A 19,771-nucleotide genomic window follows, 5' to 3' on the forward strand; every position below is an offset into this window, starting at 1 on the left:
ACCGGCCGCTTCCTCACCGCAGACCCCATCTACGGCGGCGGCGCCAACGCCTACGGCTACCCCGGCGACCCCATCAACCAATACGACCTCACCGGAAAATCCTGGTACAACCCCGCTAAGTGGGTTCGAAAGTGGCGCTCCTACCGTCGTAAGCACGCTAGGGCCGACATGTTCCACTCTGCAGTGATGTTCGGGTTTGGGGTATCTGGCGCTGGACGAGTTCTCGGAGCAGGCAGGAAGGCGTGGAGGATGCGCAACCTGCGAAAGTGCCGCACCTTCCGAGGTGTTGGTGGCTGCATCTGGAGTGCGGCCTCGGTTTCCGTCTATTCTGACACCCACTGGTACGGGAGAAACGTGGTGAGGCACCTCGGACGGTACAGCTACAACTACCTGTACGCCCGCCCGTTTAACCGAACCTTCGGATATCCGAAAAAGAAATACATCCCGTGGACTCCGTGGAGCGGTCGCTTCAGGTGACGCTTGCCTATGACCTCTCCGAGTGGAATTCTCCCTTTATGTAGAATTCCATCGGGAATGAACAAGGTGAAAAAATAGAATAGACCGTTCATGATTGCCATCGCGGCAAGTTCGGCTGCGATGGCAATTTTGTTGTTAATCATTTCTGTGGAGTTTTCAAGAACGGATCCTGCTGCAGAACTTGAATGCATGGTGTCGGGGCCGGCTCTCCAGCGGGAGTCGCCCGCCTCGCGGGCCGACCAGTGTCGCCGGGCAGTCCCTCAGGACAAGATCCTCCCGTGAGCCATCCCCGAGGCGAGGCGGTGGTGATCGTTTCGTGACCGCGCGGCGGGCAACCATCCACCCCGCGTGACCGTCATCGGAACATGCCCACGAGAATCGTCCGCTCCGCCGCTGTCCTCGCCGCCGTCTCCCTTGCGCTCACCGCCTGTTCGGCCGGCGGGCAGGACGCCGCACCACCGTCCCCGTCGGCGGCCGCCGCTCACCCGGTCTTCGGGCAGAAGACGGAACGGCAGGCCTTCCTCGCGGTGCGCGAGACGCAGAAGGCGGCCACGGTGCACTTCGCCCAGAAGCTGACCTTCACGGGAAGGAAGGGCAGCATCGTCCGGACCACGACCGGCGGGCTGGACTTCGCCGGCGACCGCGGCCACGCCCAGGTCTCCTGGGACCTCCCCGCCAAGACCTCGGGAAAGGCGCGCACCGCCGTCCTCGGCGTCACCCCCGCGCGTGAGGACGGCGAGACCTCCGGCACCTATCTGGTCGACCGCCAGCGGATCCGCTACCGTGCGGCCTCCTCCCCGTACTGGATCGACTATGCCCCCGTGGACACCTCCAGCGGCTCCAGCAGGTTCACGGACAACGATCCCCTGGAGTTCATGCGCGGCAGCGAGTCCCCGGTCGGCGGCACCCTCCTGGAGGCGCTGACGGCCGGAAAGGCCACCTCGCACCGGCAGACGCCGGCCGGCGGCCGCGCCTACCGGGCGGAGCTGTCCGACAGCGCGCTGTCCGTGCTCTTCCCGTCCAATCTGCACCCCCACATCGTCCTGTCCGGTCCGAGCGCGAGCCGGCGCCCGCCCATCCCGCTCACCGTCGAGGTGGACGCCCAGGGCCGGATCACCCGGGCCGGGATCACGGTGAAGGACGCCTTCCGCAAAGACGGCGACCTGGCGGACTTCACCACCCTCACCATGGACCTCTCCCTCTCCGGGTACGGGTCCGCCGCACCATTCCCGGCCGCCGCCGGCCGGGTGCTGAAGGCAGCGGACACCGTGCGGGACATCGGCGAGGTCCGCAAGGGCGGCTGCGTCGACTTCGCCACCGGACAGCTCAGCAGCCGTCAGGTGGTGACCGTCCCCTGCTCCGGCTCCCACGACGCCCGCATCCTGGGCCAGCACCGGATCGCGCCCGGCGCGGACGACGACGCCACCCAGGCCCGCAGCCGGGCGGTCTGCGGCCCCGACGCCTGGGCCTGGTGGGCACGGCCGAAGGACGGCACCGGCTCCGAGGTACGGACCACCTGCTACAAGGTCTCCTGAGGCCAGCGCCGAAGAGGTCCTTTCCTTCGAGAGCAACTGCACTGAGCCTTTTCCAACCTCACGTCTGTGCTGGTCAAGGGTGTGTTGGTGAGTGACATGCCAGCCGGCTGTGGGCCCGAGAACAGCAGGTCCACAGCCGGGTCACCGTGGCGCGAACGCTCCGACGGGCATGATCAACTCGCCGGACCGCCAGGTTGGAAAAGGCTCACTGCCAGGACGACAGCGGGGCGCGAAGACGGACGAGGACGGGATGGTTTCGGCGGCGAGCTCCTCGCGCGGGAAAAGCAGGACGGGAGACTGGTCGTCGGCGGGAGCGAGTGTGAGATGGATGCTGATACCCGCGAGGAACCAGGGCACAACGGAGCAGCAGGGCCCGGGGACGCGGTCGACGCTCTCGCAGCTGTAGTGGTTGACTGACGAGGTGACGAGCTCAGTCTCACTACGCAGAAGGCCGTCCTGCACCGCCGTGCTCTACGGGCGATGTGTGTCGCATCGCCATCCTCCGGCATACAGACGAGCGGCCTGTCCGCAACGGGGGGTACCAATCTCGCACTCCCCCGGGCGGGGCCTGGCGATGTAGGGAGCGACAGGCCGGGACGGCCTTGCGGATCGGGCTGTGGATGTGGGTGCAGGCGACGTCGGCCTGTCGACGGTGATCGAGAGCTGTACAAGCCCGCGGCGCGGCAGTGCCGTACCCAGTGTCCGGTCTTCCTCGCCGAACCGGCAGCTCAAGTCGGCTTCCTTGCCAGAGAAATGGATCTCTTCGGAGGGCTCGCTGTTGTCTGCCGGAGCACCTTCGGTGGGCCGGTACTCGGCCCAGGTGTCCCGGTCCTTTGCCGGTACCCACATGTAGGCACCGGTGCGGGCGTCTCGCCGGGAGGGAATGAAGAGGGGAACGACCGCACCGGTGGCCGCCCCGACCAGCGCCCGGCCGACGGTGACGGCCCGGCGGTTTCCCCTCCATCCCGTCCAGCCCGTTCCTTCGTCGTCCAGACGGCGGGGGGTGTCCCATTCCAGGTGCACGCGGCCGCAGCCAGTCTTCACCAGGCCGTCGGGGCAGGGGCGCTCCGCCGCCGCAGTGCAGTTCCATTCGGCGAGGACGCGGTACCCGCCCATGAGCGGGAGGTCGCCGGCGTTGCTGATCTCCCGCCAGGTGGCGGGCCGGGTCAGCATCCAGTTCGCGCGGTCGACGAGGTGAAAGGTGTCGTTGTCGGTGATCCAATTGGCGGTCAGCCCCGCACCGGCGTGTGTCCGGGAGCGGCGGAGCACTAGGTCGGGGCTGGCGTTGGAGTACTGCGCTTCGCATCCCAGGCCGACCCCGCCAGCGCTGGTCACTGTTACGTCGGGCTTGGCCGTCCGGGACCTGGTGGACGCGCCGACGCTGTAGTGCAGGCCGGCTGTATCGCAGGTGCGGGCGACGAACTCTTTCATCGCCTCCCGTTGGTCGTTCTCCTCCGCGGTCACTGTGTGCGTGGTCGGCAGGTGAATGGCGCGCAGCCGTACCTGCTGATCGGGGCTGCGGTGCTTGCGGAGGTACATGAAGCGGCTCTGCACACCGTTCAGCTCCGCCTTGCAGACGCGGCCGGCCTGGCTTTCGACGCACTGAAGAAGGGTCCGGTCGCGCCCGGCGATGGGCCGCAGCAGCGCTTCGATGACGTCGGGCGCCAGGTGCTGCAGATGCTCTGGCAGGCCGAGATCAGCCTGATCGAGTGCGAGGACCTGCTGGAGCCCTTCGTGCCAGACACCATTCGCCATCGTGCCACCGCCTTCGCTCGCCCGACTGCCTCTTCAACGTTAGGAACGGATGCGCGGAACACACCAGCAGTTTTGCGGTCGGATGGCTTGCCCACCAGGGACGTGCAGGAACCGTACGTTCGCACCGGGCGCCTTCTCGTTGGCGGCCGCGATCAGCTTCGGCGCGATCCAGCGGACCTTTGTGCCGTACGCCGGGGCGTCGGGGGCGACCTCCAGGCGGCCGGACTCCGCGTCGAACTTCACCGCCTTCACGTGCCCGGCGAGTTCGGGCGCAGCCACGGCGAGGATGGCCTCCCACCGGGCCAGGACGCTGCCGCCGGCGGCCGGGGCGACCAGGCCGCGCTCCGGCCGGCCGTGTGCGGTCAGGCGTCGGGGTCGACTTCGGGGTGCGTGAACCGCACGGGCCGGCCGAGCGACCGGGCGTAGGCGATTTCGGCTCGGGTGCTGTCGCCGATGTAGTCGCCGACCACGAGCACCTCATCGGCGAGCCGGATCTTCGCCCGGTGCAGGTCGTCGAGCCGGACCTTCAGCGCCGCGGCCTCGACCGGATCGGACCAGAGTCCGTGGGGCGACTTCATGTCGATGCCCGGTTTGACGACGATCTTTCCGGCTTTGGTTTCCCGCAGATCGGCCTCGTTCATCTCGGTCATGAAGCGGGTGGAGCCGCAGATCACGACGATACGCGGGAGGCTCAGCAGCTTCTTCGCGTCGGCGAGCTTGTCATCTGGGGTGAGCGGCTGGGGGTGTGGCACGGGTTCCTCCCGGGGGTACGGACCAGGCCGGCTACTTCCTCATCCCCACGGCATCGTCTCTGAAGCGGCCGTCGCCCCCCACACCCGTGTCTCGGGGGATGTAGTCGAGCGTCCCCTTCCAGATCACGGTCCGGTCGTCCGGTAGTTCGCCGCTGGCGATCCCTCGCGCGACCTGCCGCAGGAAGTGCCAGTCCTGTGCCAGGTCGGACAGCACCGACCAGCCCGGCACGGTTTCGGCGTCCCGCCGTGCCAGCTGCTCGCGTACCCGTCCCTCAGCGAACTGCGCAGTCGCCAAGGTGCCGGGTGCCTTGGCATCGAGGCGCGAGAAGAGCCAGCCCAACAGCCCTTCAACGTCCTCGATGGACAGCTCCTCGACACCGCGCACCACCGCATCCGGCCCCGCCGTTCTCACAGCCACACCCGCTCCCCTCGTTGCTGATCGGGATCTTGACAAGCCAGGAGAGCCAAGGCCACCGATGGCGACCCGGGCGTCGTCGGCGGCCGCACTGTAGCCGTACCTGGCGGCAGTGTCCGCGAACTCGCACGCCGCTTCCGCCACCTGGCCCGCCTGCTTCTCGTTGCCAGGTGCTGCCCGGTCCGCCAGCCCCATGCCGGCAACAACGCCCGGTAGGGACACCCAAGGCCACAGGGTCAGGGCGAAGGGAAACGGCGCCGAAAGTGCGTCATGCGGCGCTGGTGCGGACGGCCGTCCGGGGTCGTGCACTTCGAGCCGGGCTCAGCATCACACTCAGGACAGGAGACGTCCATGACCCGCCATACGGGAGAGGGGGACTGTGGCTGCGAAGGCGATCGCTGGGTGGTCTGTTGGGGGCGTGCGTTCCGGGTGCTGATGATCAGTTCAAGACGTTCCTCGTGAGGGAGCGGCCGCCGGTCTCTGCCGCCGCTGTCGTCGTCGTTGAAGCAGTGCCTGCCCTTGGGGGCCTGGCAACGGGGACAGGGCTCTTTGAACCAGGAGCGGCGCCCAACCTGTTCGTACAACCGAGATATCCGCTTCGGCCGCGCCACACGTGCCGGGGCTGAGGCTCTCTTCTGACGGGCGATCTGCGCCAGTGCCCCGGCGCCGTCCGCACGCCTCTTCCAGAGCTCGATCTGCTCGCGCTGCTGAGCATCGACGTAGGCTCCGGCTCCGGCCGCTGCGCAGACGAGGTCCTTCACCATTTCGTGCATCGCCCGCTGTGGCTGCTCGATCCCGCGACTTCCCAAAGCGGCCAGCAGCATCTTCACACGGTCCGCTTCGTCCCGTGCCTGCTCCTCCTCCTGCGCGGCCCGCACGGCTGCTACCTCGGCTTTCCTCTGCCGCACGTAGTCATCCAGACACTCGGCTGCGGCGTTGACGACAACCGTCTCAGCTTCGGTGCGGTCGTGGCTCGCGATGGCGTTGGCTCGCACCAGCAGAGGACGGACCTGGCCGACTTCCTTCCCGGCGATGGCTCGTTCCAGTTCGCGGAACAGCTCTTGCCGCGCTCGCGCCTGTTCTTCCAGCCAGCGCTCCACCTCCGCGACGGCCGCTGACAGCTGGTCCTGGAGTTCTGCTTCCACCCCGGTGAGAGCGGCCAGGTCGCGGCACACCCGGGTCACGACGACCACGGAGCCCACCTGGCGGGCTTCGGCCAGCTTGCGCAGCAGTGTCTGGGCCCGCGCCTGCGCGGGCGGCGCCTTCACCGTCTTGCCCGCACCCCACGTTGAGGCAGGACGAGTGCTGCGGGAGCGCACGATCTGCTCCACCGCCGGCGTCGAGAGCCCTCGCTCCGTCATCTCGCACTCGTCCAGGGCGAACCACTCGATGGGCCGCGCGAACGCCTCCGTGCCGATCCGCACCCGCCGGAGGGTGCCCTCGCTGTCCAGACGGACCCGGTGGACGTACCAGCGCCGGATCAGTGTGTCCCGGTCCACCGGCACGGACACCCCGAGCACCGGCTCCACGCCGTCCTCGTCCCACACGGGCGCCACCGTATGGTCCAGGTGCACGCGCAGCCCCCGTTCCTGGAACCGAATGTCGACCACCGACCCGATTGCCGCACCATCCGGCCGGGCGAAGTCGAAGTTGGCTTCCTGCCCGCGGCCGTGCAGCCAGGACCGGGTGGCGGACTTCACATACAGGTGGTCGGCACTGGCCACACCCCTAGCGCTGCGGCCACAGCGATGCGAGAGCCCGTCCGCACCGGGGACGTGGGCGAAATGGCACACACGATCGGTGTACAGCTTCGTGGTCAGCCGCACGCCACAGCCTCCGAGCAGCAGCCCGCACCAGAACGTGTCGTGCTCGTGCTGTTGGCGGAAGGCGTCCAGCTCGATCGCTTCCAAAGGAAGCATCAGCGGCTCTTCCGAGTCCGCGCCGCCCAGAACCGCCGTCTGAATTTGCCGCCTGTCACCCCGCACGAACCCCCACCTTTCGTCCCAGTTCAGCGTGCCACCGCACCCGCTGGCTCCGCAGCCGATAACCGAGTTCCCAGTCAGCTGTCGGTTGCCGAGGACGTGAAGGTCACGCACGGCGTTCTCTTCCTGCGGGCGGTCGGCGTCGTCTCGGTCGACGTCGTCCCCACCGCGACACCACCGGCTTTCAGCTCTGTGTCGACGGTGAGCTCCGAAGCCCTCACCCCGGAACGCTTCGGGCCAGCGGGGGCTTCGGCGTACTCGCAGTCAGATCACCGGCGGCCGGCCCAGCCGGGTCATCCTCCACACCGTGCGCCACCGCATCGGGCGACGAGGCGGACACGGCACGCGTACGCCCTCGAAGAATCCGGCCCACCACTGCCTGAGCCCTGCCAGTGGGGGCCGCTGCACCATCGTGTACGCCGCCCACGTCGCAAGGTAGACGGGCACGAGGACGGCGGGCAGGTGACGTTTGGCGAGCCAGACGCGGTTGCGGCCGGTGTTGCGGTAGTAGACGGCGTGACGGGACGCTGCGGTGCGCGGGTGTTGCAGGACGATGTCGGCCCGGTAGTCGATCTCCCATCCGGCATCCAGCGCGCGCCAGGCAAAGTCGGTTTCCTCGTGGGCGTAGAAGAACTGAGCCGGGAAGTCGCCGATCTGGTCAAGGACGCTCGTGCGGATGGCGTGGGCTCCGCCGGGGAAGGTGGTGACCGGGCCGGACAGATGCGGATCGGCGCCGCCGAGCCGCGGGACGTGCCTGCGCTGGCTGTTCCCCTCCTCGTCCACGATTCGGAAGCTCACGATTCCCAGGCGCGGGTTCTGGGCGAAGGCTTCCCGGACGAGGTGGAGGGTGTCGGTGCGCGGCAGTATTCCGTCGTCGTCCAAGACCACGACGGCGTCCACGCCACCGTGTTCACGCAATGCCTTCACGCCCGCGTTCCGACCGCCAGGGATGCCGAGGTTCTCCGGCAGTTCAACGCCGAAGACACCTTCCGGGAGCAGGGGGAGCGTCACGCCCTGTCCCAGCACGACGACCGTTGCGGGAGCGCCTTCCTGGGCCGCTACCGAGTCAAGAAGCGTCAGGAGTTCCTGGGGCCGGTCGCCCATCGTCAGTACCACCACGCCCACCTTCATGGCGTCCACTTCCTGTTCGTTCGCGCTCAGGCCGCAGCAGCTCGGCCGCTTTCTGTTCGAGGCTTCTGGCGCCGGCCACGCCGCGCTGCCGGTACCCGGCAGCCCTCGAGTGAATGGTCTTGATCTCCTGCCGGCTGCGGTCGGAGGCCACGCCGTCCATGAAGTCCAGGGACCGGCTCCACAGGCCCACGGCTTCCTCGTGGCGGTGCTGTGAGGCCACCGATTTCCCCAGGTTGACCATGGTCAGGCCGTGCCCGCGCTGATAAGTGTCCGGCGAGCGGTCCGCCAGTGCGGCACGGTAGTGCCGTTCGGCCGCCGCGTAGTCCTTCATTGCGGTCAGCGTCTTTCCCGTGTGCGAGGCGACCGTTGCTGCCACAGGTCCGGAGGCGGCGGCGAAGGACAGCACCGGGTCCCGCAGATCCGTGACCGCGTCCTCAGCCGCCAGCAGCGCCCGGGCTGCCTTCCCGCTTTCTTTGCTGGTCCCGTATGCCCTGGCGCAGGTCACCAGCAGCAGTGCCTCCGTGCGCCGGTCGACCTTTCCCGACGCCCGGCTCAGGGCCTCCTCCGCCAGCTCCACGCACGCCTCGGGATGGCCCAGGTCGAGCGACTGATGGGTCATGGCCCGCATCATCCACGCCGCATGCCCATACTGATCGGCCTCGCAGGCGAACTGATAGCCGAGCAGGTAGTACCGCTGCGCGACTCCCTCGCGGCCAAGGTCGTGGTGTTTCCAGCCGATCAGCGTCGCCAACTGGGCAGCGGCTCCGAAGGCTTGCCTGCGGATGGCGTCAGACGCAAAACGTGCCGTCAGCATGGGAGTGACGGTGTCGGTCAGGTACGCGGTGACCGCGGTCAGGCCATGGCCGCCGCCCAGTTTCTCGTCTGAGCTTCTGAACGTCTCGGTGAGCATCCGGACCGTCGTGACCTCCTCGGCGCCGACGCCGGCGCCGGTCTCAGCGGCCTTGAGCGTGGCGGCGACGGCCTCATGGTCGTAGCTGAGGGGAAGAGCGACGGCAGCAGCGGCGAAGGCGGAGTTCAGGAAGTCCCTTCGTCGGAGCATCACGAATCTCCCGAGGTCGGCAGCGGTGGCCAGCGGATCGACGCTCAGGGCCTCCCCGCTGGCTGCGCAGCCTAGACCGATCTCAATAACCGTCACCTTCCGTTTCATCCTTCGGGTGAGAGCCTCGGCGATGAAGAACGGCGTCTGTCCGGATGGTGTACCGCCGGCAACCCAGTACGCGACCGCCGACGGCCCGGTGCTCAGCTTCACCCCGGCCTCGGCCGCCACGGTGCGGATTTCCCTGGCCAGGGCGTAGTACGTCACCCCCGCCTCGTTGATGACGTCCGCTAACCGGCTGTTCGGTGTCCGGTTCCCCACCACTTCCAGCTCCTCGAAAGCGATCTTGAACGGCTTGAACGAGTTCGCGACAGTCCAACCGTACTGACTTTCCGTGCCGGAGAGTTCACTGTTCACACGCTTCCGGAGGCTGAAGAAATCCGGCGGCTTCCCCCTGGGCAGTGGGCCGCGTCGCGTCCCGGAACCGCGGCCCACTTCTGCCGGTATGAGAGGAGCGATCGCATGACCGCCTCCGCACTGCCCCGAAGGACCCCGGGTGCAAGCGGCCGAGCGTACATTCCGCCGGCTCCCAGGACGGGCGCGCCAAGCCAGGCCCTGGGTCTGCGCGAGACCGGAGGCCGCGACAGGCTCATGCCCTCTGCCGAAACTCAGTCGGAGGGCAAAGGCGTGAACCCGGTTGATCCGGACGGGTACGAACAGCACCCGCTGCTGAACAAGAACGTCCGGGACATCGCCTCGCGCGCTGAGGGCATCCTCGTCGCCGTGACGCACCAGCTGCATAGTCACGGGACTGTGCGGATCGCTCACATTCGGCCCAAGGGCGGGATCGAGTGGACGACGGCCGCGGACAACGTTCAGCTCGCGCCGTGACCCGATCATGTCACTGGCCCCACTGGCCCCACTGGCCCCACTGGCCCCACTGGCCCCACTGGCCCCACTGGCCCCGGCGGCTCACTGCCTTCGCGTTCCCCGTGGTCGCCGCTATCGCCATGTGTGCGCTGGCCATCGCCAGCGCGCCTGGTCACTGACATGCCCACCACTGCCTTCTTCCGCGACGGTCAGCGAAGGAGAACCAACGAATGGCCGAGCCGCTGAACTCCGACGTGCCCCACCACGAGAAGCGCCCCAACCTCGTTGTCCTGGCCGGAGAACTGGCTGATGCGACCCGCAGCCGTACTCCCGTGACACCGCTGGCCCGCCGCTTCGCCGACCTGACCCTCGAGGACGCGTACCGCATCCAGCGGCTCAACGTGAGGCACCGGGTCTTGGCAGGCGGTCGCGTCGCTGGCCACAAGATCGGACTGACCTCGCTCGCCATGCAGCAGCAGATGGGCATCCGCGAGCCCGACTCCGGATTCGTCCTCGCCGACATGATCTCGCCCAGCGGAAGCCGCCTGAAGACCGCGGACTTCATGGCGCCCAGGATTGAAACGGAGATCGCCTTCCGCCTCGGCCGCGACCTGGACGCCCCCGCGGACCTGACCACAGCTCGAGCCGCCGTGGCGGAGGTGTTCCTCGCCTTCGAAGTCCTCGACACCTGTTTCACCGACTGGAACCTCACGCTGCTGGACAGCATCGCCGACAACGCCGCCTGCGCCCGGATCATCGTCGGCGCCCCAGTCCCCCTCTGCGACACCCGAGATATCGCAGCCGAGCGGATAACGGTGAGTGTCAACGGGAAAACGGCGGCGGTCGGCGAAGGACGCGACATCCTCGGCGACCCGTTCAAAGCGCTCGTGTGGCTGACGCACCGCCTTCACGTCCTCAAGACCACGCTGCACGCGGGCGACATCATCCTGGCCGGTTCCGTGCACGCGAGCATCCCGCTCACCACCGGCATGGACATCCGGGCCACGTCCACCCGGCTCCCCGCCATCCATGCGCACACCATCTGAGTCCCCTGGCCCGCTTCCTCCGACGAGTGGAGTACACGTGCTCAACACGGCCGTCCTCGGTACCGGTCTTCTCGCCCTCGACCTGGTCGAACGCATCCAGAACTCCCCGCACCTGCACTGTGGCCTCGTCGTCGGCCGCAGCCCTGACAGCATCGGCCTGAGCAAGGCCGCCGCCATGGGCTGCGCCACCGCGGCGGGCAGCATCACCGCCTTGGCCGACTCGGAGGAAACCTTCGACATCGTCTTCGACGTCACCAACGCCGTCGCCCACCCCGAACACTCGGCCCGGCTCGCCGGCACTGGCTCGACGGTCATCAACCTGACCCCCTCCAACATTGGCACGCTGATCGTTCCGGCCGTCAACGGCGACCAGGCCGCCGCGCACCGGCACATCAGCCTCGCCTCATGCGGCGGCCAGACCTCGATCCCCGTCCTCCACACCATTGCCCAGCACTACGCGACCCTCCACGTGGAGATGGTGGCCACGGCTGCCACCAGAAGTGTCGGCCGGGCCAGCCGTCTCAATCTCGACGAGTACATCGAGACGACCCAGTACGCGATCCAGCAGTTCACCGAGGCGGACACCGTCAAGACCATGCTGAACATCAGCCCCGCCTCACCGCCGCCACGGTTTCGCAGCGCCATGACGATCCTCGCCCCGGGCGCCGAGCCGGAACCGGTTCGCAAGCTCGTGAAGTCCGCGGCCGAGACCATGCGGTCCTTCGTCCCCGGCTTCCACGTGGCCTCGTGCGCCGTCACCAACGACACGATCCGGGTGGCCGTGGAGGTCACCGCCACCCGCACCAACATGCCGGTGCACGCGGGAAACCTCGAAGTGATCAGCGCCGCCGCCATCCACACCGCCGAACAGCACGCCCTCGCCCGCCCCTCGGCCATGAAGGAGAACGCACGATGAACACCATCAATCAGGAACACCTGATCGTCCACGACCCGACCCTGCGCGACGGCCAGCACGCCGTACGCCACCAGCTCGGCCGCGACCAGATCCGCGCCTACGCCACGGCCGCCAACGCGGCCCGAGTTCCCGTCGTCGAGATCGGCCACGGCAACGGACTCGGTGCGTCCTCCTTCCAGGTCGGCCACAGTAAGATCAGCGACGACGACATGCTGTCCACCGCCCGCGAGGCCCTGACACACAGCAAGATGGCCGTCCTGATGGCTCCCGCCTGGGGAACCTCCACCGACCTCCGCAACGCCGTCGTACGCCACGGCGCGGACATCGCCCGTATCGCGGTGCACTGCACCGAGGCCACCGCCGCCGAACGCCACCTCGGAGTGATCCGGGAGCTCGGCGCCGAAGCACAGGCCGTGCTGATGATGAGCCACATGGCCAGCCCCTGCCAGCTCGCCGAGCAGTGCTCCCTCCTGGTCGGCTACGGAGCGCAGGCCGTCGGCATCATGGACAGCGCCGGCTCTTTCCTGCCCGAGGACGTCACCACCCGCATCAATTTCATCGCCTCCGCCGTAGAAGTGCCCGTGATCTTCCACGGACACAACAACCTCGGCATGGCCGTGGCCAACTCCGTAGCCGCCGCCCAGGCCGGCGCCCGCGTCATCGACGCGTGCGCGCGAGGGTTCGGCGCGGGCGCGGGCAATACCCAACTGGAAGTCCTCGTGCCCGTGCTGGAACGCTACGGCCACGCCACCGGAATCGACGTCCGACGCCTGGCCGACGCCGCCGACCTCGCCGAGCAGACCCTCATGCCCACGCCCCCGACAATCGACTCCACCAGTCTCGCGTCCGGCCTCGCCGGCGTCTTCTCCGGGTTCAAAAAGCCCGTCCTGGAAGCCGCCACACGCGCAGGCGTCCACCCCTGGGACCTCTTCCTGGAACTCGGCCGACGTCAGGTGATCGCCGGCCAGGAAGACGTGATCCCGCAGGCCGCCCGCACCCTCGCATCTCAGGGAGTCATTCGGTGACGGTCACGACTGCGCCAGCCGGAACCTGGTTCATCACCCCAGGCCACGCACCCGACAGGTTCACGACCGCGCACACGTGCGGCGCGGACGTCGCCCTCGTGGACCTGGAGGACTCCGTTCCCGCCGCAGCCAAACCGACCGCCCGCGCCGCCGCCCGCCGCTTCTTCACCACCTCCGCCATGGCCGGCTCCACGCTCGGTGTCAGGATCAGCTCTCCCGCCACCCTCGATGGCGTTCACGACCTGACCACCCTTACGGCTTTCCCGGTCAAACCACAGATCGTCTTGATCCCCAAAGTGGAATCACCGCGAGACTTCGACATCGTCGCCGGCATCCTCGACACCCCCGACTACACGCCCCTGCTGTACGCACTGATCGAAACCCCTCGAGCTGTGCAGACGCTGCCGTCGATCGTGCGGGCCGACCGCATCGCCGGAGTCCTGTTCGGAACAGCGGACTATGCGGCCGCCATCGCAAGCACCATGGAGTGGGGGCCGATGCTGTACGCCCGCTCCGCGCTCGTCACCAGCGCCGCCGCTGCAGGCATCCCGGCCATCGACTCCCCGTTCTTCGACCTCGACGACCTCGACGGACTGCGCCGTGAAACCGAACAGGCCAAGGCGCTCGGCTTCGCCGGGAAGAGCTGCGTGCACCCTCGGCAGCTCTCCACGGTGGCGAAGGTGTTCCGCCCGACGGACGAGGAGATCGCAGCCGCCCGCACCATCGTCGAAGCCGCCGAGACCGCGGGCGGACGAATCATCCGTATCGGCCACCAGATGATCGGTCCCCCCATGGTCGCCGCCGCTCGCTCCCTGCTCACCCGAGCCTCCATGCCACACGAGGTACACGCATGAGCACCAGCTTCCCCCAGGGGTACCGGCGGATCGCCGCAGGCCGCTACCGGGAAGTCGTCGGCCTCGGATACGACGAGCTGACCGTGGGCCTGGTCATTGAGCACCGCCCCGGACGCACCCTCACCGAGGCCGACAACGTCCTGATGACGACACTCGGCGGCAACGACGCCCCTATCCACACCGACGCCCACTACAGCAGCCGCACCGAATGGGGCCGCCCCCTGGTGTGCAGCAGCGTCACCCTCCACATCGTCGGCGGAATGACCGTACGCAGTACCAGCGGCCTCACGGTGGCCAACCTCGGCTTCGAAGAAATCCGCTTCACCCATCCGGTCTTCGTCGGCGACACCCTCTACGCCGAAACGGAGATCACCGGCCGCCGGATGTCCAACAGCCGGCCCTGCACAGGGATCATCACCTGCCGCACAACCGGCCGGAACCAGAACGACGACATCGTCATGACGTTCAGCAGGAGCTTCCTCCTCCCCCGCGACAGCAACACCGTCAGAAACCACACCAACTACTAGAACCGGCGGAACGCCACATGCCCGATCCGACCCCGACCCTGATCACCCAGGTCACCGACGACCACCACTGGCAGCAGTACGACAGCCTCGCAACCCGCAGCTACGGCCACCCCGTGGACGACATCACCCTCCTGCGGCACCACGCGGACATCCGCATCGCCGTCCGGGACGGCCACGTCGTAGCCGGCGGACTCGGACTCCTCCTGCCACAGTTCTTCGGCGGGGCCCCGGTACCGTCCGCACTCCTCGGAGCCGGATGCGTCGCCCCCGAGGAACGCGGGGCCCACCTCTCCGTCCGCATGATCTCCGAACGCCTGCGCCCTCTGCGCGACCAGGGAGCCGTGATCTCCACCCTCTGGACCGCCTCCAGCGGCTACGCCCGACGCCTCGGCTGGGAGGCCCCCACCCAGGTGTTCTCCTGGACCGTCCCCGCCAACGAACTGAAACGGCGCTTCACCGAGAACGGATTTGAGATCACCCACGGCACGAACGCAAAGGTCCACCTGCTCCAAAACGACCTGGCCACCTGGTGGAACGGGACATGGCAGCGGCCCCAGTGGTGGGAGCAGTGGCAGCAGGGCAAGCATCCCGGCCTTGCCACCTACCGTTTCAACCAGCCAGGACACGAACCCACCGGAGTCCTCTCACTGGCCAACGAGGCGCACCCCGTCGAAGGGCGTCAGGTCGTGGTGCACGACTTCTGGGCGGCGGACCAGGACACGGCCGCCGCCATGTTCGCCTTCCTCGGCCGGCACCACAGCCGCATCCCCACCATCGCGTTCCAGCGGACCGGCCTGCCGCCCGCACCGCTGCTGCTGCACCGCCTGGACCACCCCGGCTCCCTGACCGCACAGTCCTGGCACCCGTGGATGCTCCGCATCCTGGACCTGCGCCGAGCGGTACAGCTGCGCGGCTGGCCCGACGACGTGAACCTCACCCTCCCGATCGAAATCATCACCGAGGATGGCGAGGCCACCGAGCGCTACACGCTCCAGGTCACCGACGGGAAGGGCGACCTGGAGCCCACCACCCGCGCGGCACAGATCACGCTGACCCGAGGGCAGTTCGCCGTCTGGTACGCCGGCGGCTACCGCAGCACGGCCGCCGCCGCCCTGGCGGGAGTAGCGGCCCCTCCACGCGTCATCGCCCAGCTCCTGACCGCCACCATGGACCGTGAACCGTGGCTCGCAGACCACTTCTGACCGATATGCCCAAGGCCCCGCAGCACCCTTCACCTCTCACGGGCTCCCGCTGCTTGCACGCGATTCGGAGAAACCACCCCATGCCACAGAACGCCCCCCTCCCACCCGACCTGCGCCGCTGGATCACCGAGAACCTTCCTGGCTCGGACACCCACACCGCCGAGGACGTCTCCTGGGACCGGGGCGACTCCAGAGTCTGGCGGGTGCCCGCGGGCGAGACCAAGGTGTTCGTGAAGCTCAGCCCGAGCCTGAAGGACTATGAGCGGGAGGTCGCCGGCTACGCGTACGCGGCGCGCGTCCTGGCCCCGCACGAGGCACCCCGCCTCCTCGCCGCGGATCCCAGCCTGCAGGCGATCATGACCTCGCTCCTGCCCGGCCGCGTCGTACGCGGGCTGCCCCTCAACAGCAACGAGGAGCTGCAGGTGCACGAACGGGCGGGAAACCTGCTCAGGCGCTGGCACGACGCCTCCCCCACCGCATCTAAGCAGGACCACGACACCATCCACGCGTCCATGGCCAGCCAGGCGAGCGAAGCCGCCGCCTGCCTGGAGACCACCGCCGGCCACCTCGACGACAAGCAACGCGCTCTGGTCCAGTGCGTTGCCCGCGAACTGCCCCAGCTCGCCGAGAACCTCCCCGTCGTGTACCGCCACGGCGACTACGCCACCCGTAACTGGCTGTGGGACCCCCCGCACGGCTACGGCGTGATCGACTTCGAAATGTCCGCCCACGGTATCGCCGTCGAGGAATTCGTGTGGCTGTGCGCAGCGGTATGGGCACCCCGGCCGGACCTCAAGGCCGCCTACCTCACCGGATACGGCCGGACACTATCGGACAGCGAGGAGAGGACCCTGCGCCTCCTCACCGCGAGACTCGGCGTCTCCTACCTCGCCACCGGCCTCGCCAAGCAGAACCCCGCTCTCGTCCAACGCGGACACCTCGTCCTCGCCCGCATGAACCACGAGTAGCGGCGACCCGATGACGACCGTCCTCATCGTGGTGGCACATCCCGACGACGCCGAAATAGCCATGGGGATGCGCATCCACGAATACGCACGCCGAGGCGCCCAGGTCCATGTGCACTGCCTCACCACCGGGGCCCCCAGGCCAGACGGCACGCCGGTACGACAGGACGAGTGCCTGGCCGCCGGCGCGATCCTGGGCGTGGAAAACTACACTTTCTCGAACATTCCCGACACCCGGTTCATCGAAAACCGCGGGAAAATCAACAGCGAGCTCCTCAAACTCCTCCACGACGCCCGCCCAGACATCGTCTACACACACTTCCCCGACGACCAGCACCTCGATCACCGCGTCACCGCACAGGAGGCCACGACCGCTGCCCTGCGCGCAGCGCACAACCTGATCTATTTCCGCTCCCCCTACAGCATCGGATTCGAGCCCACCAAGGTCTTCATGGGGTCGCATGAGCTGCTGAACGTCAAGGCGGCAGCTCTAAAGTGCTTCGCCTCGCAAGCGCAGCTCGACATGGACGTCTTCCGAAAGCTGGCCGAGGTCACACATCGCCAGCACGTGCACCACCGGGTCCTCGACAGCTTCCCGCCAGGGCTGAACTGCGCCGAGCTATTCCGCACAGCGAGGGAGATCGAGTTCGCCGATCAGACGACAGCATCCAGCACGTAGTCCCCCCACCACCCCGCCCACCACATCCTTGCCGGACATCGACGGTCCGATCCACGGCCGACTCCTCAAAAGGGCAGCCCCCGATGGCCTGAGCACGCCCTGCGACGATCCACCCAGATGCTTACGTCGTCTCCCTATACAAAGCCTGCGACCTCGCGTACCCCCACAACCGAAAGATCGGCTTGCAAGCAACTAAGACCATGTCCTATGTGGTGAGGCGGACGAGTCGTTTGTAGCAGCAGATGGCTGCGGCGAGGCCGAGAAAGGCCAGGTAGTTGCGGGGATGGCGCTCGTAGCGGTGGTTGAGTCGGCGGTAGCCGGTCAGCCAGGACATGGTCCGCTCGATCACCCACCTGCGACGCCCGAGCCGCTCGCTGGACTCGATGCCCTTGCGTGCGATGCGGACGCCGATGCGTTTCCCGCGAAGCCATTTCCGCAGTTCAGGGATGTCGTAGGCCTTGTCGGCGTGCAGGCGCTGGGGTTTGAAGTGACGTCCGCGGTGGGGGTCGTGTCTCGTTTGGTGACCGAGGACCATGGGCTTCAGTGCCTGGCTGTCGTGGGTGTTGGCCGCGGTGATGCCGACGAGGAGGGGCAGTCCGTTCGCGTCCGACAGGACGTGCATCTTGGAACCCGCTTTGCCCCGGTCCACGGGGCTCGGACCGGTGAGTTCGCCCCCTTTTTCGCCCGGACGTGGGCGGAGTCGAGGACGGCCCGGGACAGGTCGAGCAGGCCGGCGTCGTCGAGGCGGTGCAGGATCTCCTCGTGCAGCCGGCCCCACACACCGGCACGCGACCAGATCAGGAACCGGCGATGCGCCGTGGACTTCGATATCCCGAAGCAGGGCGGCAGGGCCCGCCAAGCGCACCCGCTGACCAGGACGTAGATGATCGCGGCGAACAGCGTCTCATCAGGCGTGTCCTGCGTCCCACCACCCTGTGGCCGCATTTTCGATGGCGGGATCAGCGGCTTCGCGATCTCCCACAACCCGTCCGGAACGATCCAACTCCACGTACCCCGCCCCATGACCAGCTCAACGACCGCCTCACCACATAGGACATGGTCTAAATGAAAACTGGCAGCACAGCTCGTAGAATCCCAGGTCAGCAAGTGTCGTCCCCGCACGCGCGGGGGTCTTCCGCTTGCTGCAGCGCTCGGCGAGATGGAGGTGACGTCGTCCCCGCACGCGCGGGGGTCTTCCGTACGCCAGCGCGCAGATCATGACGGCGCAGCTGTCGTCCCCGCACGCGCGGGGGTCTTCCGCAGAACGCGCTCAGGTGGTGGGCCGCCATGTCGTCGTCCCCGCACGCGCGGGGGTCTTCCGTTGAGCCCCCTGCGCATCGCCGCCGTCGTCGGGTCGTCCCCGCACGCGCGGGGGTCTTCCGAGCGCCGCCGCCTCGACGGCCGGCGTCGGTCTGTCGTCCCCGCACGCGCGGGGGTCTTCCCGATATCGAGTCTCTGACGGAGCATCTCGAACGGTCGTCCCCGCACACGCGGGGGTCTTCCCACCACGCCCACCCAGCCCACGCCCCAGCAGCAGTCGTCCCCGCCCGCGCGGGGGTCTTCCGCACACGAGATCAGCGGAGGTGCGCTCTCCTTGGTCGTCCTCGTGCCCGCGGGGGTTGTCCGGTCGGCGCGAAAGGGCTGACCGCCTCGTCCCTGTCGTCTCCGCACTTGCGGGGTCCTCCGATCTTCCAACCGCCCACGCCCTACCAGCTGAGGTCGTCCCCGCACGCGCGGGGGTTGTCCGGCCGCCATGGAGGCCGCGTGCCTTCAGGCGTCGTCTCCGCACGCGGGGTTCCTCCGTCGTCCGGCTCCCACTCGTCTCATGAGCAACTGAATGAAAATCGACCTCAGGCTCCATAGAATCCCAAGTCAGCAAGTGTCGTCCCCGCGCCCGCGGGGGTCTTCCGCTCAGGGTCCGGTACAGATGACCCAAGCTCAGGTCGTCCCCGCGCCCGCGGGGGTCTTCCGAGCGGCGGGTCCTCGACGGCCGTATCGAGCTGGTCGTCCCCGCGCCCGCGGGGGTCTTCCGCGCCGACGTCGCAAATCGTGACCACGGTACCGGTCGTCCCCGCGCCCGCGGGGGTCTTCCGGCGTCATGACGCTCTGCCTGATCCTCGCCCTGGTCGTCCCCGCGCGCGCGGGGGTCTTCCCCGAGACACCGAGACCGGCTGACGCCCCAGTTAGTCGTCCCCGCGTCCGCGGGGGTCTTCCGAAGCCGTGACCCGCCGCTGTCAGTGCCCGGCCGTCGTCCCCGCGCCCGCGGGGGTCTTCCCTCCCCATACAGACCGGCCCGTCCGCATGGCTCGTCGTCCCCGCGCCCGCGGGGGTCTTCCGTTCGACAGGGAGGCTGAGCGGAACCGCGTGATGTCGTCCCCGCGCCCGCGGGGGTGTTCCGGGGCGGTCCGGGGCCTGCGGAGCCTAGGCCGAGCCGTCCCCGCACGCGCGGGGGTCTTCCGGACCTGAACGGGACCGAGGACCGGAACGCGACGTTGTCCTCGCCCGCGCGGGGGTCTTCTCCTTGTCGTTCCCTCACGCGCGGGGGTCTTCCGACGGAAGGGGCGCTGGTCTCGACCAGCGCCC

General features: G+C 68.2%; 20 protein-coding genes and 2 CRISPR repeat arrays. Of the genes, 11 read left to right on the plus strand and 9 right to left on the minus strand.

All coding sequences use genetic code 11. The features are described from left to right. Together ACFQ8C_RS31780 and ACFQ8C_RS31785 are read left to right on the plus strand one after the other, a co-directional pair. Window positions 1–477: hypothetical protein (locus tag ACFQ8C_RS31780; protein ID WP_383464316.1), on the plus strand; the 477-nt coding region annotated here is incomplete at its 5' end. A gap of 365 nt (window positions 478–842) precedes the next feature. Continuing rightward, window positions 843–2,012, plus strand: coding sequence for a hypothetical protein (locus ACFQ8C_RS31785; protein ID WP_383464318.1), 1,170 nt, complete (start codon window positions 843–845; stop codon window positions 2,010–2,012). Window positions 2,013–2,483: 471 nt separating this feature from the next. Here the strand turns inward: ACFQ8C_RS31785 and ACFQ8C_RS31790 are convergent, their stop codons facing one another. From ACFQ8C_RS31790 to ACFQ8C_RS31820, 7 genes are all read right to left on the minus strand, one after another. Then, window positions 2,484–3,767, minus strand: coding sequence for a hypothetical protein (locus ACFQ8C_RS31790; RefSeq protein ID WP_383464321.1), 1,284 nt, complete (start codon window positions 3,765–3,767; stop codon window positions 2,484–2,486). A gap of 39 nt (window positions 3,768–3,806) precedes the next feature. Then, on the minus strand, window positions 3,807–4,133 hold the full coding sequence (locus ACFQ8C_RS31795; RefSeq protein WP_383464356.1) for a DciA family protein: 327 nt from the start codon (window positions 4,131–4,133) through the stop codon (window positions 3,807–3,809). Next, window positions 4,130–4,519, minus strand: coding sequence for a hypothetical protein (locus tag ACFQ8C_RS31800; protein WP_383464324.1), 390 nt, complete (start codon window positions 4,517–4,519; stop codon window positions 4,130–4,132). The genes ACFQ8C_RS31795 and ACFQ8C_RS31800 overlap by 4 nt, the downstream gene beginning before the upstream one ends. Before the next feature lie 31 nt (window positions 4,520–4,550). Further along, window positions 4,551–5,129, minus strand: coding sequence for a hypothetical protein (locus ACFQ8C_RS31805; protein WP_383464327.1), 579 nt, complete (start codon window positions 5,127–5,129; stop codon window positions 4,551–4,553). A gap of 41 nt (window positions 5,130–5,170) precedes the next feature. Continuing rightward, window positions 5,171–6,919, minus strand: a complete 1,749-nt coding sequence (locus ACFQ8C_RS31810; RefSeq protein WP_383464329.1) for a hypothetical protein — start codon at window positions 6,917–6,919, stop codon at window positions 5,171–5,173. Between the two features lie 261 nt (window positions 6,920–7,180). Then, entirely contained in the window at window positions 7,181–8,047 is an 867-nt protein-coding gene (locus ACFQ8C_RS31815; RefSeq protein ID WP_383464359.1) for a glycosyltransferase family 2 protein, read from the minus strand. Beyond that, window positions 7,983–9,428, minus strand: coding sequence for a tetratricopeptide repeat protein (locus ACFQ8C_RS31820; RefSeq protein WP_383464362.1), 1,446 nt, complete (start codon window positions 9,426–9,428; stop codon window positions 7,983–7,985). The genes ACFQ8C_RS31815 and ACFQ8C_RS31820 overlap by 65 nt, the downstream gene beginning before the upstream one ends. A gap of 198 nt (window positions 9,429–9,626) precedes the next feature. Between ACFQ8C_RS31820 and ACFQ8C_RS31825 the strand changes: the two genes are divergently transcribed. Then, the gene (locus ACFQ8C_RS31825; protein WP_383464331.1) at window positions 9,627–9,995 is read left to right on the plus strand and encodes a hypothetical protein; all 369 of its coding nucleotides are present in this window, start codon (window positions 9,627–9,629) and stop codon (window positions 9,993–9,995) included. A 10-nt stretch (window positions 9,996–10,005) separates the two neighbouring features. On the opposite strand, the gene ACFQ8C_RS31830 is transcribed toward ACFQ8C_RS31825, so the two are convergent. Next, on the minus strand, window positions 10,006–10,131 hold the full coding sequence (locus ACFQ8C_RS31830) for a hypothetical protein (protein WP_383464333.1): 126 nt from the start codon (window positions 10,129–10,131) through the stop codon (window positions 10,006–10,008). A gap of 73 nt (window positions 10,132–10,204) precedes the next feature. Here ACFQ8C_RS31830 and ACFQ8C_RS31835 point away from each other — a divergent pair, with 73 nt between their 5' ends. From ACFQ8C_RS31835 to ACFQ8C_RS31870, 8 genes are all read left to right on the plus strand, one after another. After that, window positions 10,205–11,020, plus strand: coding sequence for a 2-keto-4-pentenoate hydratase (locus ACFQ8C_RS31835; RefSeq protein ID WP_383464335.1), 816 nt, complete (start codon window positions 10,205–10,207; stop codon window positions 11,018–11,020). 37 nt (window positions 11,021–11,057) lie between these two features. Further along, window positions 11,058–11,936: an acetylating acetaldehyde dehydrogenase gene (locus ACFQ8C_RS31840; protein WP_383464338.1), complete on the plus strand. Its 879-nt coding sequence runs from the start codon at window positions 11,058–11,060 to the stop codon at window positions 11,934–11,936. After that, the gene (gene dmpG / locus ACFQ8C_RS31845) at window positions 11,933–12,961 is read left to right on the plus strand and encodes a 4-hydroxy-2-oxovalerate aldolase (protein ID WP_383464340.1); all 1,029 of its coding nucleotides are present in this window, start codon (window positions 11,933–11,935) and stop codon (window positions 12,959–12,961) included. The genes ACFQ8C_RS31840 and dmpG overlap by 4 nt, the downstream gene beginning before the upstream one ends. Then, the gene (locus ACFQ8C_RS31850; RefSeq protein WP_383464343.1) at window positions 12,958–13,815 is read left to right on the plus strand and encodes an HpcH/HpaI aldolase/citrate lyase family protein; all 858 of its coding nucleotides are present in this window, start codon (window positions 12,958–12,960) and stop codon (window positions 13,813–13,815) included. The genes dmpG and ACFQ8C_RS31850 overlap by 4 nt, the downstream gene beginning before the upstream one ends. Further along, window positions 13,812–14,342, plus strand: coding sequence for a MaoC family dehydratase (locus ACFQ8C_RS31855; RefSeq protein ID WP_383464346.1), 531 nt, complete (start codon window positions 13,812–13,814; stop codon window positions 14,340–14,342). The genes ACFQ8C_RS31850 and ACFQ8C_RS31855 overlap by 4 nt, the downstream gene beginning before the upstream one ends. Before the next feature lie 17 nt (window positions 14,343–14,359). After that, the gene (gene eis, locus ACFQ8C_RS31860; protein ID WP_383464348.1) at window positions 14,360–15,544 is read left to right on the plus strand and encodes an enhanced intracellular survival protein Eis; all 1,185 of its coding nucleotides are present in this window, start codon (window positions 14,360–14,362) and stop codon (window positions 15,542–15,544) included. An 80-nt stretch (window positions 15,545–15,624) separates the two neighbouring features. Then, on the plus strand, window positions 15,625–16,512 hold the full coding sequence (locus ACFQ8C_RS31865; protein ID WP_383464351.1) for an aminoglycoside phosphotransferase family protein: 888 nt from the start codon (window positions 15,625–15,627) through the stop codon (window positions 16,510–16,512). 10 nt (window positions 16,513–16,522) lie between these two features. Continuing rightward, on the plus strand, window positions 16,523–17,188 hold the full coding sequence (locus tag ACFQ8C_RS31870) for a PIG-L deacetylase family protein (protein ID WP_383464354.1): 666 nt from the start codon (window positions 16,523–16,525) through the stop codon (window positions 17,186–17,188). 205 nt (window positions 17,189–17,393) lie between these two features. Here ACFQ8C_RS31870 and ACFQ8C_RS31875 read toward each other — a convergent pair. After that, a protein-coding gene (locus ACFQ8C_RS31875; protein ID WP_383464365.1) for an IS5 family transposase occupies window positions 17,394–18,211 on the minus strand; the annotation gives its coding sequence in 2 pieces (ribosomal slippage) (window positions 17,394–17,869 and window positions 17,869–18,211; 819 coding nt in all). A gap of 86 nt (window positions 18,212–18,297) precedes the next feature. After that, window positions 18,298–18,814: direct repeats of the CRISPR family, unit length 28 nt; unit sequence GTCGTCCCCGCACGCGCGGGGGTCTTCC. Between the two features lie 255 nt (window positions 18,815–19,069). Continuing rightward, window positions 19,070–19,707: a CRISPR direct-repeat array (repeat unit 28 nt; unit sequence GTCGTCCCCGCGCCCGCGGGGGTCTTCC). Window positions 19,708–19,771: the final 64 nt, after the last annotated feature.

Source organism: Streptomyces sp. NPDC056503 (genome assembly GCF_042794995.1).
Lineage (GTDB): Bacteria > Actinomycetota > Actinomycetes > Streptomycetales > Streptomycetaceae > Streptomyces.

What these genes read in the sequence shown, in the direction of transcription:
- ACFQ8C_RS31785 (WP_383464318.1), top strand. Translation starts at nt 843, where the DNA reads ATGCCCACGAGAATCGTCCGCTCCGCCGCTGTCCTCGCCGCCGTCTCC.
- ACFQ8C_RS31790 (WP_383464321.1), bottom strand. Translation starts at nt 3,767, where the DNA reads ATGGCGAATGGTGTCTGGCACGAAGGGCTCCAGCAGGTCCTCGCACTC.
- ACFQ8C_RS31805 (WP_383464327.1), bottom strand. Translation starts at nt 5,129, where the DNA reads ATGGGGCTGGCGGACCGGGCAGCACCTGGCAACGAGAAGCAGGCGGGC.
- ACFQ8C_RS31815 (WP_383464359.1), bottom strand. Translation starts at nt 8,047, where the DNA reads ATGAAGGTGGGCGTGGTGGTACTGACGATGGGCGACCGGCCCCAGGAA.
- ACFQ8C_RS31825 (WP_383464331.1), top strand. Translation starts at nt 9,627, where the DNA reads ATGACCGCCTCCGCACTGCCCCGAAGGACCCCGGGTGCAAGCGGCCGA.
- ACFQ8C_RS31830 (WP_383464333.1), bottom strand. Translation starts at nt 10,131, where the DNA reads ATGGCCAGCGCACACATGGCGATAGCGGCGACCACGGGGAACGCGAAG.
- ACFQ8C_RS31835 (WP_383464335.1), top strand. Translation starts at nt 10,205, where the DNA reads ATGGCCGAGCCGCTGAACTCCGACGTGCCCCACCACGAGAAGCGCCCC.
- dmpG (WP_383464340.1), top strand. Translation starts at nt 11,933, where the DNA reads ATGAACACCATCAATCAGGAACACCTGATCGTCCACGACCCGACCCTG.
- ACFQ8C_RS31855 (WP_383464346.1), top strand. Translation starts at nt 13,812, where the DNA reads ATGAGCACCAGCTTCCCCCAGGGGTACCGGCGGATCGCCGCAGGCCGC.
- eis (WP_383464348.1), top strand. Translation starts at nt 14,360, where the DNA reads ATGCCCGATCCGACCCCGACCCTGATCACCCAGGTCACCGACGACCAC.
- ACFQ8C_RS31865 (WP_383464351.1), top strand. Translation starts at nt 15,625, where the DNA reads ATGCCACAGAACGCCCCCCTCCCACCCGACCTGCGCCGCTGGATCACC.
- ACFQ8C_RS31870 (WP_383464354.1), top strand. Translation starts at nt 16,523, where the DNA reads ATGACGACCGTCCTCATCGTGGTGGCACATCCCGACGACGCCGAAATA.